This window comes from Paenibacillus baimaensis, from assembly GCF_025567575.1.
Genome location: NZ_JAOQIO010000077.1, coordinates 44,585 through 58,423, shown reverse-complemented (window position 1 = coordinate 58,423; position 13,839 = coordinate 44,585). Strand labels below are relative to the sequence as shown.

Annotated in this window: 12 protein-coding genes; 2 read left to right on the top strand and 10 right to left on the bottom strand. The window is 46.3% G+C overall.

What is annotated here, in order from left to right; genetic code table 11:
* Positions 1-9 precede the first annotated feature (9 nt).
* Together OB236_RS18105 and OB236_RS18100 are read right to left on the bottom strand one after the other, a co-directional pair.
* Positions 10-1,827, bottom strand: a complete 1,818-nt coding sequence (locus tag OB236_RS18105; RefSeq protein WP_262685273.1) for an ATP-binding protein — start codon at positions 1,825-1,827, stop codon at positions 10-12.
* Between the two features lie 135 nt (positions 1,828-1,962).
* Entirely contained in the window at positions 1,963-2,880 is a 918-nt protein-coding gene (locus OB236_RS18100) for a nucleoside hydrolase (protein WP_262685272.1), read from the bottom strand.
* 138 nt (positions 2,881-3,018) lie between these two features.
* Here OB236_RS18100 and OB236_RS18095 point away from each other — a divergent pair, with 138 nt between their 5' ends.
* Both OB236_RS18095 and OB236_RS18090 read left to right on the top strand, forming a co-directional pair.
* Positions 3,019-3,774 (top strand): AraC family transcriptional regulator, encoded by a 756-nt coding sequence (locus OB236_RS18095; RefSeq protein WP_262685271.1) that lies wholly within the window; start codon positions 3,019-3,021, stop codon positions 3,772-3,774.
* Positions 3,775-3,842: 68 nt separating this feature from the next.
* Positions 3,843-4,190: a hypothetical protein gene (locus tag OB236_RS18090; RefSeq protein WP_262685270.1), complete on the top strand. Its 348-nt coding sequence runs from the start codon at positions 3,843-3,845 to the stop codon at positions 4,188-4,190.
* A gap of 81 nt (positions 4,191-4,271) precedes the next feature.
* On the opposite strand, the gene OB236_RS18085 is transcribed toward OB236_RS18090, so the two are convergent.
* The 8 genes from OB236_RS18085 to OB236_RS18050 all read right to left on the bottom strand — a co-directional run bounded on the left by OB236_RS18085 (position 4,272) and on the right by OB236_RS18050 (position 13,779).
* A complete protein-coding gene (locus tag OB236_RS18085) occupies positions 4,272-5,240 on the bottom strand; it encodes an aldo/keto reductase (RefSeq protein WP_262685269.1) in 969 nt (322 codons plus the stop codon).
* A 38-nt stretch (positions 5,241-5,278) separates the two neighbouring features.
* Entirely contained in the window at positions 5,279-5,947 is a 669-nt protein-coding gene (dhaL, locus tag OB236_RS18080; protein WP_262685268.1) for a dihydroxyacetone kinase subunit DhaL, read from the bottom strand.
* Positions 5,948-5,999: 52 nt separating this feature from the next.
* Positions 6,000-6,995: a dihydroxyacetone kinase subunit DhaK gene (locus OB236_RS18075; RefSeq protein ID WP_262685267.1), complete on the bottom strand. Its 996-nt coding sequence runs from the start codon at positions 6,993-6,995 to the stop codon at positions 6,000-6,002.
* A gap of 383 nt (positions 6,996-7,378) precedes the next feature.
* Entirely contained in the window at positions 7,379-9,703 is a 2,325-nt protein-coding gene (locus OB236_RS18070; protein ID WP_262685266.1) for a helix-turn-helix domain-containing protein, read from the bottom strand.
* A gap of 147 nt (positions 9,704-9,850) precedes the next feature.
* Positions 9,851-11,416 carry a type 2 periplasmic-binding domain-containing protein gene (locus OB236_RS18065; protein WP_262685265.1) on the bottom strand — a complete coding sequence of 522 codons (1,566 nt, stop codon included), beginning with the start codon at positions 11,414-11,416 and terminating at the stop codon, positions 9,851-9,853.
* A gap of 26 nt (positions 11,417-11,442) precedes the next feature.
* Complete coding sequence (locus OB236_RS18060; RefSeq protein WP_076234037.1) at positions 11,443-12,324, bottom strand: carbohydrate ABC transporter permease; 882 nt, start codon at positions 12,322-12,324, stop codon at positions 11,443-11,445.
* Positions 12,325-12,338: 14 nt separating this feature from the next.
* On the bottom strand, positions 12,339-13,292 hold the full coding sequence (locus OB236_RS18055) for an ABC transporter permease (protein ID WP_262685264.1): 954 nt from the start codon (positions 13,290-13,292) through the stop codon (positions 12,339-12,341).
* Between the two features lie 10 nt (positions 13,293-13,302).
* Positions 13,303-13,779 (bottom strand): heme-degrading domain-containing protein, encoded by a 477-nt coding sequence (locus tag OB236_RS18050; protein WP_262685263.1) that lies wholly within the window; start codon positions 13,777-13,779, stop codon positions 13,303-13,305.
* Positions 13,780-13,839 lie beyond the last annotated feature (60 nt).

Genomic DNA, 13,839 nt, shown 5'->3' with positions numbered 1-13,839 from the left:
TTCATGCATTCACGGCTGTTCAAATTCGATGCGATTACTAATCGGCAGTCTCACGCTGAACGTTGTACCTTCCCCAAATACCGATTCAAAGGTGACAGAGCCTCCATGAGCCTCTACAATTTTTTTGACAATAGTCAAGCCCAGCCCGGAGCCGCCAATTTTACGTCGATCCGAGTTGTCCACACGATAAAACTGCTCAAATATTTTCGACTTCGCATCATCAGGGATACCCAGCCCATAATCGACAAAATCGATCTGTACATCCGACCCGATGCGTAATATCCGTACATCGACACGTTCGGCTTCGGGGGAATATTTAACAGCGTTGCTGAGCAAATTCAAATATACCTGTTTCAGCTTATCCCGATCAGCCAGTACAGACAGCTTCTCATTCGCCACCTGCAAAAACAGCTGATGCTTTTGCTTGCTCTGCTGCCATTCTCCAATCATTTCTTCGCTAAAGGAACAAAGCTCCATCAACTCAAAATGGTACTCCTCCCTGCCCGCTTCCAGACGCTGAATATCCAGAAAATCATTAATCAGATGACTCAAACGCAAGGACTCATTATAAACCGTTTGTAGATACCGCTTCTGCTTCTCTTCGGTCAGATCGCGATGCAGCAAAATTTCGAGAAAGCCTTGTACCGAAGAAAGCGGCGTTCGCAGCTCATGGGAGACGACGGAAATAAATTCATTTTTAATTTCGTCGGCCTTTTCTTCCTCACTCCTGTCACGGAATAAGAACAGGAATTCGGCTTCTTCTTGATCCGTAGAGACGGGCTCGACACGCATTTCTATGTAATACCTGACCTTATCCAGCGGCATCGAGAAACGCACTCGATAGGAGGCTTCGCGTCCTGCGAGTACATCTTCCGCATGCTCACGAAGCTTCAAATTCGCTGGCTGTACGAGGCGCTGCCAGGAATGCAGCCAAACCATAATATTATCCCAGTGTGCACAGCCCAAGCCAAGCTGCTTCATTTGCTCGTTGGAATAACGGATATGACCCGAAGCATCACATAAGATCACTCCATCCGAGCTGGCTTGCAGAATACGCTCAATCATCCCGTATTGAGATTCATTTTTTTTCAGCATCGTTTCCAATTCGTCCTGTTGGGTTACGATTTCCTCGTTCTGTGCTTCCAATTGCTCATTCTGCAGCAGTGATTGCTGCAAATATTTGCGGTTCTGTCTGGCCATCACGGCAGAGCTCTTCAACAGCTCGACCAGATAGGTAACACCCGCTCCACCGACAACGCTTATTAATGAAAAAGCGGCCGCACTGCTCCATAATTTATCGGTGCCCCATAGCCCCAGAGCCAATAAGCCCAATGTGCAGATGAGACTCCATGCAGTAGCCAGGGACCATACCCGCCATAAGCGGCCCATCCTTGTCACAGCAGCCACCCCTAAAGTGGTCACAATAATGGACAATGCTGCAATCAATGAAGCCTCATTGAAGCCAAAGAGCAAATAACGCGCCAATGCAATCAAGCCACCTGCCAGCATCGCCGGAACCGGACCACTAAATGCCGCAATAATGATAATCGGTATGTTCCGCAGATCAAGTCGGATATTATTCGTAACTTCAACGGAAAAATACATCAAAAGGATACCCAGAAAAGCAGCACTGAAAGCCGCCTTTATTTGCTCACTCCTGCTTAAATCAGGCCTGAAGGGCTCCTTGACAATAATACTGACCAGAAAGAAGTAGGAGATCATGATACCTGCATTGAGAATCAAATCTTTTATGATGTAAACCCCATCCTTCGGCGCAATGATGATGCATTTATTATATAACGTTTCAACCTTGTTGAATATAGCCATACCTTAAGCTGTAGCGCTTTGCGACACTACGGCAGATAGTGGACTCTCTGGCCTAAAACAACCGAAAAGCCTATATGCACAAAAAACTGCAACCGGTTCGCCTTCACCGATTGCAGCGTTTTCAATTTGAATGTGTTATTTGCTGGCAGCAAGCCGCATTTTGGTAAACAAATCCTTAAAGATATCATCTCGCTTAAGATCATGAACATAACGAATGAAGTGCCGATTAGAATCAAAGCTCCAGCGAAAATCCTCTGAAATCAGCGGACTGTGTACCAGCGTGCTCGGCAGCCAATCTGACTGTACGAGATAGGCTATGGCCGATATATCCCAGATCACACGAGAGTATGCATAGTGGTCCTCTCTGCAATTTTTGTAAGTCTCATACAAATATTCGCCGATAGGCCCACTGTCCTTGACGTAGTCCCGTATTTCCGAGAGACTTGTGCTCAGATGCGAAGCAACACCCTTGCAAGGAATCAGTACCAGCGGCACCCCGCTGTCAAATAGGATACGGGAAGCGTGCAGATCCTGCTTTAAGTTAAATTCCTTCGTATCCTTCCAATGGAGCGCATGACCACCCAGCCAGACGACCACGATTTTATCAATAATTTTAGGCTCCATTAATAGGGCCGAGGCTACATTCGTTATAGCCCCAATCGAAATTACATATAGTGGGTCATCTGCCGTCGATGCCAGCGCCCTCTCCACCAGGTTACGCGCCCCTTCGCTCTCTACAGGAGTTGAAGGATCAGGCAAATAAGCTTCCGATCCTCGATAGGATGGAATGGATTCCCGCACCCCCATAATCTCTAAAATACGCTGCAGCTCATCAAAGCTCTTTTCCATACCGTCCTTGGGTCCATTTGATAATTCATTATAAAAGGGTGCTGCGTAGAACGCCTCCATCTGCAGCTTTTCTTTGGACAGCAGGCTGTAAACAACGGCAAATTGGTCATCGATCTCATTAAAGGTGTCCGTGTCCAGAACCGCCCGTATTCGGCTCGTAGGTACCTTTAATCGATTTATTAATTGTTCAGTGGTCAGTGCCATAATTCAATCTCCTCACTATTTACGATATGTAAATCCCGGTGCTATTATGGTAACAGAAGAACGTTGAAAGCCTTATCATGTTTCGGTCAATTTTTTATATGATATGGCTATTTAATGAAAGTGAGGCGTGGCTGACACTTGTGCCGTTTTGAATTCCTTTCCCATCTGACTCACCCGCAAGCAAGCTACGTTCAGCCCCATCAGCATGCCTGCTGTGAGCTGGTTTACTATGTACAAGGAAGCGGACAAACCTGTATAGGCACCCAAACCTCGACATACGTTTCCCACTCCTATTCTTTTATTACACCCGGGATGGTTCATGATGAAAGGCATCTGGAAACGACAGAGGTTCTGTTCATCGGGTTTACTGCAGATACAGCGATATCGATCGATAAAAATGCCATCTACCATGATGATACGCAGCACAGTCTGCTTGAACTGCTGTTACGCTTAAAAAGCGAATTTACTCTGCAAAAGCAGGACTACGATAAGATGCTCAATCTCCTGACCGGAGAACTCATCATTCATCTGCAGCGCTTATGGGGACAAAAAAGTCAGCCTGTGCTGCACTACGATCACCTCGTCTACACACGCAATTATATGGATGAGCATTACCGGCAAAAAATTCAAATCGAATCCTTGGCTGACATGGCAGGATACAGCTACGACAGGTTTCGCCATCTTTTTAAAGAAAGGTATGGAGTTGCTCCCCTGCAGTATATATTTCGCAAAAGGCTGGCATACGCCCGTCACATGCTGATCCATTTCAACCATAGTGTGGCTGAGATTGCTTTTGAGGCCGGATTTTTTAATGATGCCCAGTTTTGCAGTATGTTTAAGCGGGAAACTGGATTAACCCCCAAGCAGTTCCGCAAGCAGAACGCTCGGGTCTAATTGATCCCCCCATCCCATACATATGAAGAAAGGACTGTAGAAATGGAGCGATGGGAGGGCTAAAACCGTTGTCCGATAAAGTCATTGGCAAATATTCATTACTTCCGTTAGGCGGCTTGCTGCTGCCGATTGTGCTGCACAGTATCCATCTGCTGCTGCCGGTACTTATGGCTGGAAGTGCAAGCTTGAACAGCGGCCACAGTCATACGCAGCATCAGGGTATGACTGGCACAATGGTACCGTTCACTATGACACCCTGGTTTACTAATACGCTGAGCCTGATAACGATTGTGTCGGCTGGATTTACCCTGTGGTACTTGATTCGGCTGTGGAGAAACAAAACCTACAGTCGAAAATGGGTCTGGTTCTATACAGGCCTTTCCGTTGTCTGCTTTGGCTTGATGGCTGCTCTGTAAAGACTGATAAGCAAATGAACCTCCCATCCACAGCTTACGTGGCATTGGAGGTTCATTTATTTTCATGCTGCTATCGGGTGATTACACTTCTTCTGCACGGTCTGTTGCTGGTGGAGGTGTTACAGACATCGCCGATATTTGCTTACGCAAATCCGGTGTCATCTCAATGTCGAGCGCGCCCAATAAAGGCTGCAGTTGCTCCATATTGCGGGCACCAATGATCGGAGCGGTAACTGCCGGATTGCCCATAACCCAGGCAATAGCCAGTGAAGCGGGATGTGCTCCGAACTCACCTGCGAATTTGATAAAACGATCGGCCACCTCATAGTTCATCTGATCGGCGTAACGATCCTGTGTGCCCTTATGGTCGATAAATCGACCTTCCTGAGGCTTAACGCCCTGGTTATACTTGCCGGATAACAGGCCTGCCGCAAGCGGACTGTAAGAAATAACGCCAATTTGCTCGGATGCTGCCAGAGGCAATATTTCGACTTCGGCTTGACGCTTCACCAGATTGTACATCGGCTGGATACATTCAAAGCGGGCCAAAGCTCTATGGTTTGAAATCCCCAAGGCTTTGGCAATTTGCCAAGCCGCCCAATTGCTGACCGCCGGATACAAAATTTTGCCCTGCTTTTGCAGATCGTCCAGGCCGCGCAGCGTTTCTTCCATATCTGTCGTAGCGTCGAAGTGATGTACAAAATATACATCCAGGCGATCAGTATTCAGACGCTTCAAGCTTTTCTCAACCGAAAGCATCATATGTCTGCGGGACATACCCTTCGAATTGATCCCGTTACCCATCGGCAGACAAAACTTCGATGTAATGACAACCTCATCCCGACAGTCGGCGATACATTTACCCAAAATTCCCTCTGAACGTCCACCTGCATACACATCTGCGCAATCAAAAAAGTTGATGCCCACCTCGCGGCAACGATTAAACATAGCCAGGGATGTCGCTTCATCAGCAATCCCGCCAAATGACATCGCTCCAAAGCAAATATTGGATACCTGTATTCCTGTCTTACCCAACGTACGATAATTCATTGTGTTTCCTCCACGGATTCTTATTTGGATAGATCCTTTTATTGAAATAGTGATTTCTGCACATTGATGCGCTGCAGTTCTTTGATTTGTTCATAAAAGGTAGACAAAATCACGTAAGCTGAGGTCGCCCCCGGGTCCTGATGTCCCAAAGCGCGGTCGCCCAATTTGTTGGATCGTCCTGTTTTGGACAGCATGTTTTTCGTCAATTCCATCCCAAATTTGCCTGCCTGAACGGCTTCATGGAAGCAAGCTGCCAGATCCTTGTCCTCACGATACGCTTGCTGCAAGCTCTCGATAGCGGGTATCCACGTATCGAGCATTGTTTTGCTTCCTCGCTCGGCTTTTCCCCGTTCTTGAATCCCTTGTACCACCGCTGTCCAGAATGCGATCATATCGGCCTGACTGATAACCGATTGGCCTTGCAGCACAGCTCCTCCCCGGATAAAACCCGTGGCATACAATGGACCTACCGAGGAGCCCACCGCATTAAGAAAGCTCATTGCCATGTCCTTGCACAACAATCCACATTCTTCCTTTTCAAAAGCATTTACCGTATCAGCTATCGCCTGCCATCCTAGCGACATCGTTACACCGTGGTCACCATCGCCTAATGCTCGATCCAGCTCGGACAAATATTCTTTTTCTTCTTCGATGCGAACTTGAGTAGCTAACAGCATGTTTTTGAATTGTTGAATCGATATGTTCATGGATTTCCCTCCTAAGAGTTTTGCGTAGCAAAACTGACTTCGTAAGCATGATTTACACCTGAACAAACATGGCGCAATCGGCTGGCTCATCGATCAATTCGGCAAGCTCATCATCCAGCTTCATGATGGATACGGAGCAGCCACCCATTTCCAACGATGTCACATACTCACCAACGTAGGAACGGTGGATCTGAACGCCTCTTTCCTCCAGCAGCTTTGCAATGCTTCTATATATAATGAATAACTGCATTTGTGGAGTAGAGCCCAATCCATTGACAAGCACCGCAGCACGTTCACCTGTACCCATCGGCATATCCTCCATAATACGGTCAAACAAGATCCGGGCAACCTCATCAGCGGTTTGGAGCGGTCCCCGCATAACTCCAGGTTCACCGTGGATGCCCAAACCGATTTCCATTTCATCATCACCCAGCGTAAAGCTCGGCTCTCCGGTTTGTGGCAAGTAACACGGCGATAATCCAACCCCCATGGTTCGAACACTATCATTTGCATGGGAAGCTAGTCTGACAACCTCGTCCAGTGACAAGCCTTTGTTAGCTGCTGCCCCGGCCGCTTTATAAACCAGAAAACAGCCTGCAATTCCACGGCGCTGATCCGAGCTCGCTGCTGAGGCTACATCATCCGTTACCCGGACCGTCTCCACACGAATGTCCTCAAAGCCTGCCAATTCAACCGCCATGTCAAAGTTCATACAGTCTCCTGCATAGTTTCCATACAAATAAACGACACCTGCGCCCCCGTGTATTTCCTTGGTAACCTCCAAAATAGGGGCAGGTGGTGGAGATGCGAATACGTTGCCGACGGCAACACCATCAGCCAGTCCTTTGCCGATCAGTCCCAAAGAAGCAGGTTCATGACCTGAGCCTCCACCGATCACGATACCCACTTTGCCGGGACGTGCCGTATTGACGCTCACGATCGACCGCTTGTTTTGTGGCAGAATTCTCACATACTGAGGATAGGCCGCTGCATATCCTTCCATCATTTCATCAACTACCGAGTTAGGTGCATTGATTAGCTTTTTCATGGTTGAATGTTAGCCTCCCATTGATTTCTTGCAGAAAAGCCGGATTGCCAGCTTTCCTCGTTCACGTACTCATTATAGGGTCACTTCCATACAGCATTAAACTGACAATTCATATGAATCGGGACTGAACAAGATTTGTCAATTGAATCGAGATGCAATAAGTGGATCGTAAAGGGTTGAGGCTGCACTTTTTACGGGTATCCTACGTACAGGACATTTTTTGTCCAATCTTCAGCAGCTTAGAAGTCCGGTGAATAAGTCCCGCTGCGCGTCCAAATATCCCTCAGTAATACCACTGCATCCTTCCAGTATTCAAATTTCACAGGATAGACTACAGCAAAAAAAGCCGTTCATAAATGAACGACTTTAAGTGCATGACTAAGCTAACGATTCGAAATTCGATACTGCTTCGGCGACATGCCTACATAACGCTGAAAGGCCCGGTTCAAATTCCGTTCCGAATACCCGACCACCTCTGCAATTTCCATCACACTCAGATCGGTATCCTGCAGCGATTGCTTCGCCTTCTCCACCTTGTATTCAGTCAAATATTCAATAAACGCAACGCCAACCTCCTTTTTGAACATACGGCTCAAATAGGAAGGACTCATCCCGATCATCTCGGCACTTTCGATCAGGGAATGATTGGCACCGGGATTTTCGCGGATATGCTTGCATACTTTCTGGATGGCGATTTTGACACTTTTTTTACGGAATTCTTCAGTAAGCTGTTGATACAATGGAAAAATAATCTCAATGTACCATTCATAGATTTCGCGTGCGGTTTGCCTTGCCTTGAGCTGATCAAACCAGTTGCCCTCCAACGAATCGATCACGCCCGGCCCCTGCTCCTCCAATGATTGAATAATCGAAGAGAGCAGCACATGATAGCAATGATAGATCGTATTATAGGAGCCGGAGTCACGCAAGGTTTTGGCAAATTCGTTCAAGCCTTTCTCCGCATACACAAGCTCGCCTCTGGACAAAGCTTCGACAATGACCCTTTCCTGTTCACGAGGATAGAAAAATAACGATTGCTTCGCTGAAGGCTCCAGCTCGTCAAAAAATAAAATGGCCTGCGAATCACTGAAAATCCGGTTTTGCAAAGCTGCCTGAGCTTCATGATAACCATCCGATAATCGGGTGATGTCCAGATAAATACCACCAACGCCATTGGATACCGAGAAGGATAAGTATTTGTTAAGAGCTTCCTTGATCTCCTCGGCAAACGTCCGTGTCAGCTGCAGAATCCGTTCTCTCGGCACGCTTTCATCAAAGTGCAGAATGGTGATGCTCTCCTGTTCATTGTTCTCGACAACATAGCCATTTAGCTGGGATTTGGTCAGCAGCTCCTTGATTACATTCATGACCGCAAACAGAACAATAGCTCCTTCATTGGGCAAAAAGCGTTTTTCTTTAAATAAATTTTCAACAATCGTGATCAATACAACAAACGAGCCCTTTGTCGGGATTTGAAAATCAGCACAGTCTCGCCGCAGCGATTCACCGCTTCCCGTGAAGCCCTTCAAAAACTTTCTCAACAGCTGATCTCTAAGGTTGGGCTGTGTTTTTTGCATATACGTTTCCAACGCCAACGCTTGCTCGTTCAAATGACCCAGACACGATTTCAAGAACTCAATTTCATTGCCCTGCTGCTTGATCGACCGTCCGCCCTGCAGGTTCTCTCCATATTTGATCAAATTCTCGATCGGATTATAAATCCTTCTGGAAGCAAAGAACGTCAGCAGCAGACCAACAATGAGAAAAACCGCTACCGTAAATACAATCAGCCACCGAATCCAGCTGACCTGCTGCAGCAATTCGTTCTCGGGAAGCAGGGAAATATAGGTTCTGCCCAGCAGCGATTTCTGAAAAACAGCTATATAGGAATCGCCATTTTGAGCTTTAATCAGATATTGCCCGGAGCTCGTTTCGTCTTTCAAAATATCCGTCAGTCCCACCGTATCGCCAGCCAGCTTGCCCCAAGTTAAATCATTGGTGGAATGTAAAATAATTTTGTTATTGGAGTCCAGTATAAGCAGCGATTGGTTTTTGGAATAGGTGGAATAACCTGTCAGATTATTTTTGAGCACCTCTTCCTTCACATGAACGAGCAGTGCGCCCTGAGGCTGGTCTGAGGGAAGAATCGGCAGTCTACGGAAATAAGTGATGTATCCGTTTACAGCCGCATCGGGCAGATAAACCCAGCCTGCCGGAATATTCATATTCAGAGCGGCATCCAGATCGCTGCGGCTTTTGTAATTATCGTAAGTCACATAACCATAATTCTGGGCAAGCACAATCCCGGATAAAGCTTCATAAAAAACAATATCATCGATCAGATTATTGGAATTTTTGTGTATCAGGAACAGATCCTGAACCCCGCTCTGCTGAAACCAATCGGTTTTAAAGCCCGGCTTGCCGATATTATCCTTCACAACAGAACTGATCGATATTTTCAGAGAATCATGCTCGACACTCGTCATCAGATTCTCCATACGATCCTTCATCAGCACCAATGCAGCCTTGTTGTCTTCTTTAAATTGATCGCTCACTTTAACAATCGAAAAATGATAGTAAGCGCTACCAGCAATAATTATGGGAATAGAAACTGTCAGGCAGCCAAACCAAATCAACCGCTTTAAATAATTCGTTCGCGGCAACAGCGAGAAAAAAGTTCTTTGTATGAAATCCAGGCATCTTCTCATTGGTGCACTCCCCTGACCGATGGATGGTATTCCATGTAACTGAATTATAACAAAATTAGCTGAATATCACCATAAAACAGCAATATTGCGGCCACCGGAAATCCTTCGTTCCGGTGGCCACAACGGGCTCGATCACATATAATTGTATTATTTACCAGTAAATGTTTTGTAGGCATCGCTGAATTCTTTGAATGCCTTTTTCATTTCAGGTAAAGCTCTCAGCTTGGCTGTATAAGCTTTAAACTCATCCATGGAAATTTGGCCAACAATCGCTTTAGCCTCCATCGTTTTCCATTCGCTTTCATATTTTGGCCAAGTATTCAACCAGGTCGGGGAAATGATACCTCTGAAAGGGTCTACCAAGCCAAGCTCATCGAATTTTTCGACTTCTTTTATTTTCGCATCGTTAAAAGCCTTTGAACCGGAAGCACTGATGACCTTGCCCCACTTGGAGTAAGCCAACACGCCTGCGCCTTTACTGGTTACGTTGACTTCCTTCACGCCCTGCTCCGTCAGCGTTTTTTGTCCATCTACCACTTTGTAGTGGACGCCTTCAATACCATAGTATGCAAAATCGGTCATCTCTTGGGACGCGGTTTGCTCCAAATATTTAAGCAATTGCTTCACTCTGGCTTCTGGTACTTTCTTGGAAATGTAGTAGCCGCCGGATACACCTGTTTGAAGTTCCAGAGCATAATCTCCTTTAGGTCCTTTTAACAGTAGATTCAAAATTTTGGCATCCGGCTGCGTCTTTCTGTTTTCCTTCTCCCACTCATCATCCCACCAGATACTGTTTGTATAGGACGCTGCTTTACCGGTTCTGAACAATTCCTCATTCTGGGTTCTCTTCATAACTGAGAATTCCTTCGGCAATCCACCATCCGAATACATTTGGCGGAAGTAAGCTATCATATCATCCCATTGAGGCGTCAGTCTCGTTTCAATCATACCGCCCTCTTCATTGTACGTAGGATTCAATGCACCGAATCCGGCTGCAAATAAGGTGGTGCCGTCATCTACAACAACGCCTTGGCCGATGATGCCAAGCGTATCCTTTTTGCCATTGCCGTCAAGATCAGCATCGGTAATTTTCTTCAATGCCGCTGCGTACTCATCCAATGTGGTCGGAACCGGAATGTTCAGCTTATCCAGCCAGTCCTTACGGATTTTCAGGCCCAGATCGACACGGGAACGGGAACGTGGCAGCGCATACACTTTTCCGTCAACGGACAAATATTTGAGTGCATCCTTAGCCAGATTGTTTTTCAGGTTCGGGTATTCTTTGAAATCCCCCAGAAAAGGACCCAAATCCCAGAAAGCGCCGTTCTTGGCTGCATTGATCAGTGACGGTCTGTTCGCATTGGGAGAGGACAGGATTTCCGGAAGATCTCCGGAGGCCAGAACCAGATCCATTTTCGTATCGATATCGCCGGATGGCACCCATTCCATTTCCAATTTGGAATTCGTTCGTTTTTGCCATTCTGTCCAGTAAGCATTGTTCATGTCAGGAGCATCGTTATACAAACCTGCGAAGATTTTGACGGTTAGCGGCTTCTCGGGTTCAGCAGCTTTAGGTGCTGCCTTGGGGTCTGCTGCAGGTGCAGGTGCAGCAGTCTTCGAGCCGCTGCCGCCGTCCGAACAAGCAGCCAGCATCGAAATGGCTAATAAGCAGGACAAGCTCATGGACAATCTTTTCACGTGTAGTGGTTTCATTTGTTAAATCCCCCTCATCATTTGTGTTAACCTTTAACTGATCCTAACATAACTCCCTTGGCAAAATGCTTCTGTAAAAACGGGTATACGAGCAGGATTGGTGCCATTGCAAGCATAATGGAAGCCATCCGAATCGTTTCCTGAGGTACCGCACGGGAATCGCCTCCCGCACCTGCCTGCCCTACACCATTGGAATCAGAATCGATTACCAATGTTTTAATAAGGACCTGCAGTGTCCACTTCTTGGAATCGGACAAGTAAATCAGCGCATTAAAATAAGTGTTCCAATAAGATACGGCGAAAAATAGCGTGAAGGCTGCAATCGCCGGCATGGATAAAGGAATAACGATTCTCAGGAATACGCCAATATCGGTGCATCCATCGATCCGTGCGGAGTCTTCCAATTCCGCAGGCAAAGATTCAAAGAAGCTTTTGATAACAATCAAGCTCCACGCGCTTGTTAAGCTCGGCCATATTAAACTCCAAAGTGAGTTAATTAATCCTAATTCCTTAACCAGGATATAGCCGGGTACAATCCCCGCATTGAATACGAGTGTGAAGACAACCGCGCTCAGCATAAAATTCCGACCAGGCATTGCTTTTTTTGTAAGCGTATACGCGAGAGTGAAGGAACAAACAATACTCAGCGCTGTACCGATAACGGTAATAAATATCGTGTTGCTCAGAGAGTTCAGAAAGCTGTTGGTCGACAACAAGTATTTGTAAGCGGCCAGCGACCATTGGTCCGGGAACAAATAAAATTTAAGCGGCACATACACATCAGGATCGGTGAAGGAAACACTGAATACGTAAATGAAAGGGAACACACAGACGAATGAAGTGATCGCCAGAAGCGTATAATTCACCCAATCAAAGGTGGTCATTTTCTTGCTTGCAACAAAGCTCATGAGACGTCTCCTTTCTAATATATACCGTCTTGGCCCATCTTCTTAACGGTATAATTGGATGCCAACACCAACACCAAACCAACCAAGCCCTTGAACATCCCAACCGTAACCCCTACACTGATCTGGCCTTTAAGGATACCATGTGTGTAGGCATACGTATCAAAAACCTCAGCAACCGACATCACCAGTGGATTTAACATCAGCAGTACTTGTTCAAAGCCGACATCCGCCATATGACCCAAACGCAGAATCAACAAAATAATAATCGTCGGACGAATAGCCGGAAGCGTAATATGCCAGATTTGCCGAAACCGGCTGGCTCCGTCAACAACAGCTGCTTCATAACGCTGAGGATCAACGCCTGCCATCGCTGCCAGGAAAATAATCGTCCCCCATCCCGCTTCTTTCCACATATTTTGAAACGTGATAAGCCCCCAAAAATAGTTAGGATTGGATAAAAACAAAATACGCTCATAACCTGCATCACTTAGAAGTTTGTTGATAATACCAATTTCCGAGGAGAAAATAAAGAACGTCATACTGACCACGACCACCCAGGATAAAAAATGGGGTAGATACACGATCGATTGGTTAATTTTTTTGAATACTTCACTTCTCACTTCATTGAGCATGAGGGATAGAAAGATGGGTAATGGGAACATCAGAATCAGACCGAATATATTGATGGCAAACGTGTTTCGTAACATGAGGTAAAAATTTTCGTCGGCGAACAATTCCTTGAAATGCTTGATACCGACCCATTCGGCGCCAGCGAAGCCCGTATAGGGGTTATATTCAAAGAATGCCAGGAGCAAGCCCCACATCGGAACGAATTTAAACAATAGGAAATATAAAATGCCGGGCAGCGCGAGCAGATACATGTATTTGTACTGTAAGATACTGTTCCATAACCGGGAACGCGCAGCTACACTTTTGCTCGGCTTGGATAATACATTGGATTGCGCCATAAGTCCACCTCTATTTTGCTGTATTCACAAATTCCTTCAGTACCGAAGTGACTAGTTGATGATCTTGCTCCTGCGGAAGACCCGACACGGTAACGGAGCCTACAACGCCAACACCTTCAATCATGATGGGAAACGACCCGCCAACCGCCGCGTATTCATTGGGATCCACAAAGCCCCATTCCAGCATCGTAATTTGCTTCGATTTGAGTAAAACACTCATGTAGTAAGAGCTGCGGCCAAACTGGTTGACCACATTGCTTTTACGTTTAACCCATTGCGCATTATTCAAGGTCTTGCCTTCCATCGCACAGTGAAAGATCGACTGTCCATTCTTGGTAATATCGACCAAAATCGATTTATGCTCGGATGCAGCCTTAGCTACGATTCTACAGCCGATTTCAAAAGCCATTTGATTCGTAAATGTCTTAAATTGCAATTCCTGCTCTTCCTGTAAAAGCTGTTCCAATAATGCTGTGCAATCTTCCAATTTGAACACATCCCAATCTTTGAGTGGCTGACAAACCGCTGCACCGTCTTTTCGTCAGGA

What these genes read in the sequence shown, in the direction of transcription:
- OB236_RS18105 (WP_262685273.1), bottom strand. Translation starts at nt 1,827, where the DNA reads ATGGCTATATTCAACAAGGTTGAAACGTTATATAATAAATGCATCATC.
- OB236_RS18100 (WP_262685272.1), bottom strand. Translation starts at nt 2,880, where the DNA reads ATGGCACTGACCACTGAACAATTAATAAATCGATTAAAGGTACCTACG.
- OB236_RS18085 (WP_262685269.1), bottom strand. Translation starts at nt 5,240, where the DNA reads ATGAATTATCGTACGTTGGGTAAGACAGGAATACAGGTATCCAATATT.
- dhaL (WP_262685268.1), bottom strand. Translation starts at nt 5,947, where the DNA reads ATGAACATATCGATTCAACAATTCAAAAACATGCTGTTAGCTACTCAA.
- OB236_RS18075 (WP_262685267.1), bottom strand. Translation starts at nt 6,995, where the DNA reads ATGAAAAAGCTAATCAATGCACCTAACTCGGTAGTTGATGAAATGATG.
- OB236_RS18070 (WP_262685266.1), bottom strand. Translation starts at nt 9,703, where the DNA reads ATGAGAAGATGCCTGGATTTCATACAAAGAACTTTTTTCTCGCTGTTG.
- OB236_RS18065 (WP_262685265.1), bottom strand. Translation starts at nt 11,416, where the DNA reads ATGAAACCACTACACGTGAAAAGATTGTCCATGAGCTTGTCCTGCTTA.
- OB236_RS18060 (WP_076234037.1), bottom strand. Translation starts at nt 12,324, where the DNA reads ATGAGCTTTGTTGCAAGCAAGAAAATGACCACCTTTGATTGGGTGAAT.
- OB236_RS18055 (WP_262685264.1), bottom strand. Translation starts at nt 13,292, where the DNA reads ATGGCGCAATCCAATGTATTATCCAAGCCGAGCAAAAGTGTAGCTGCG.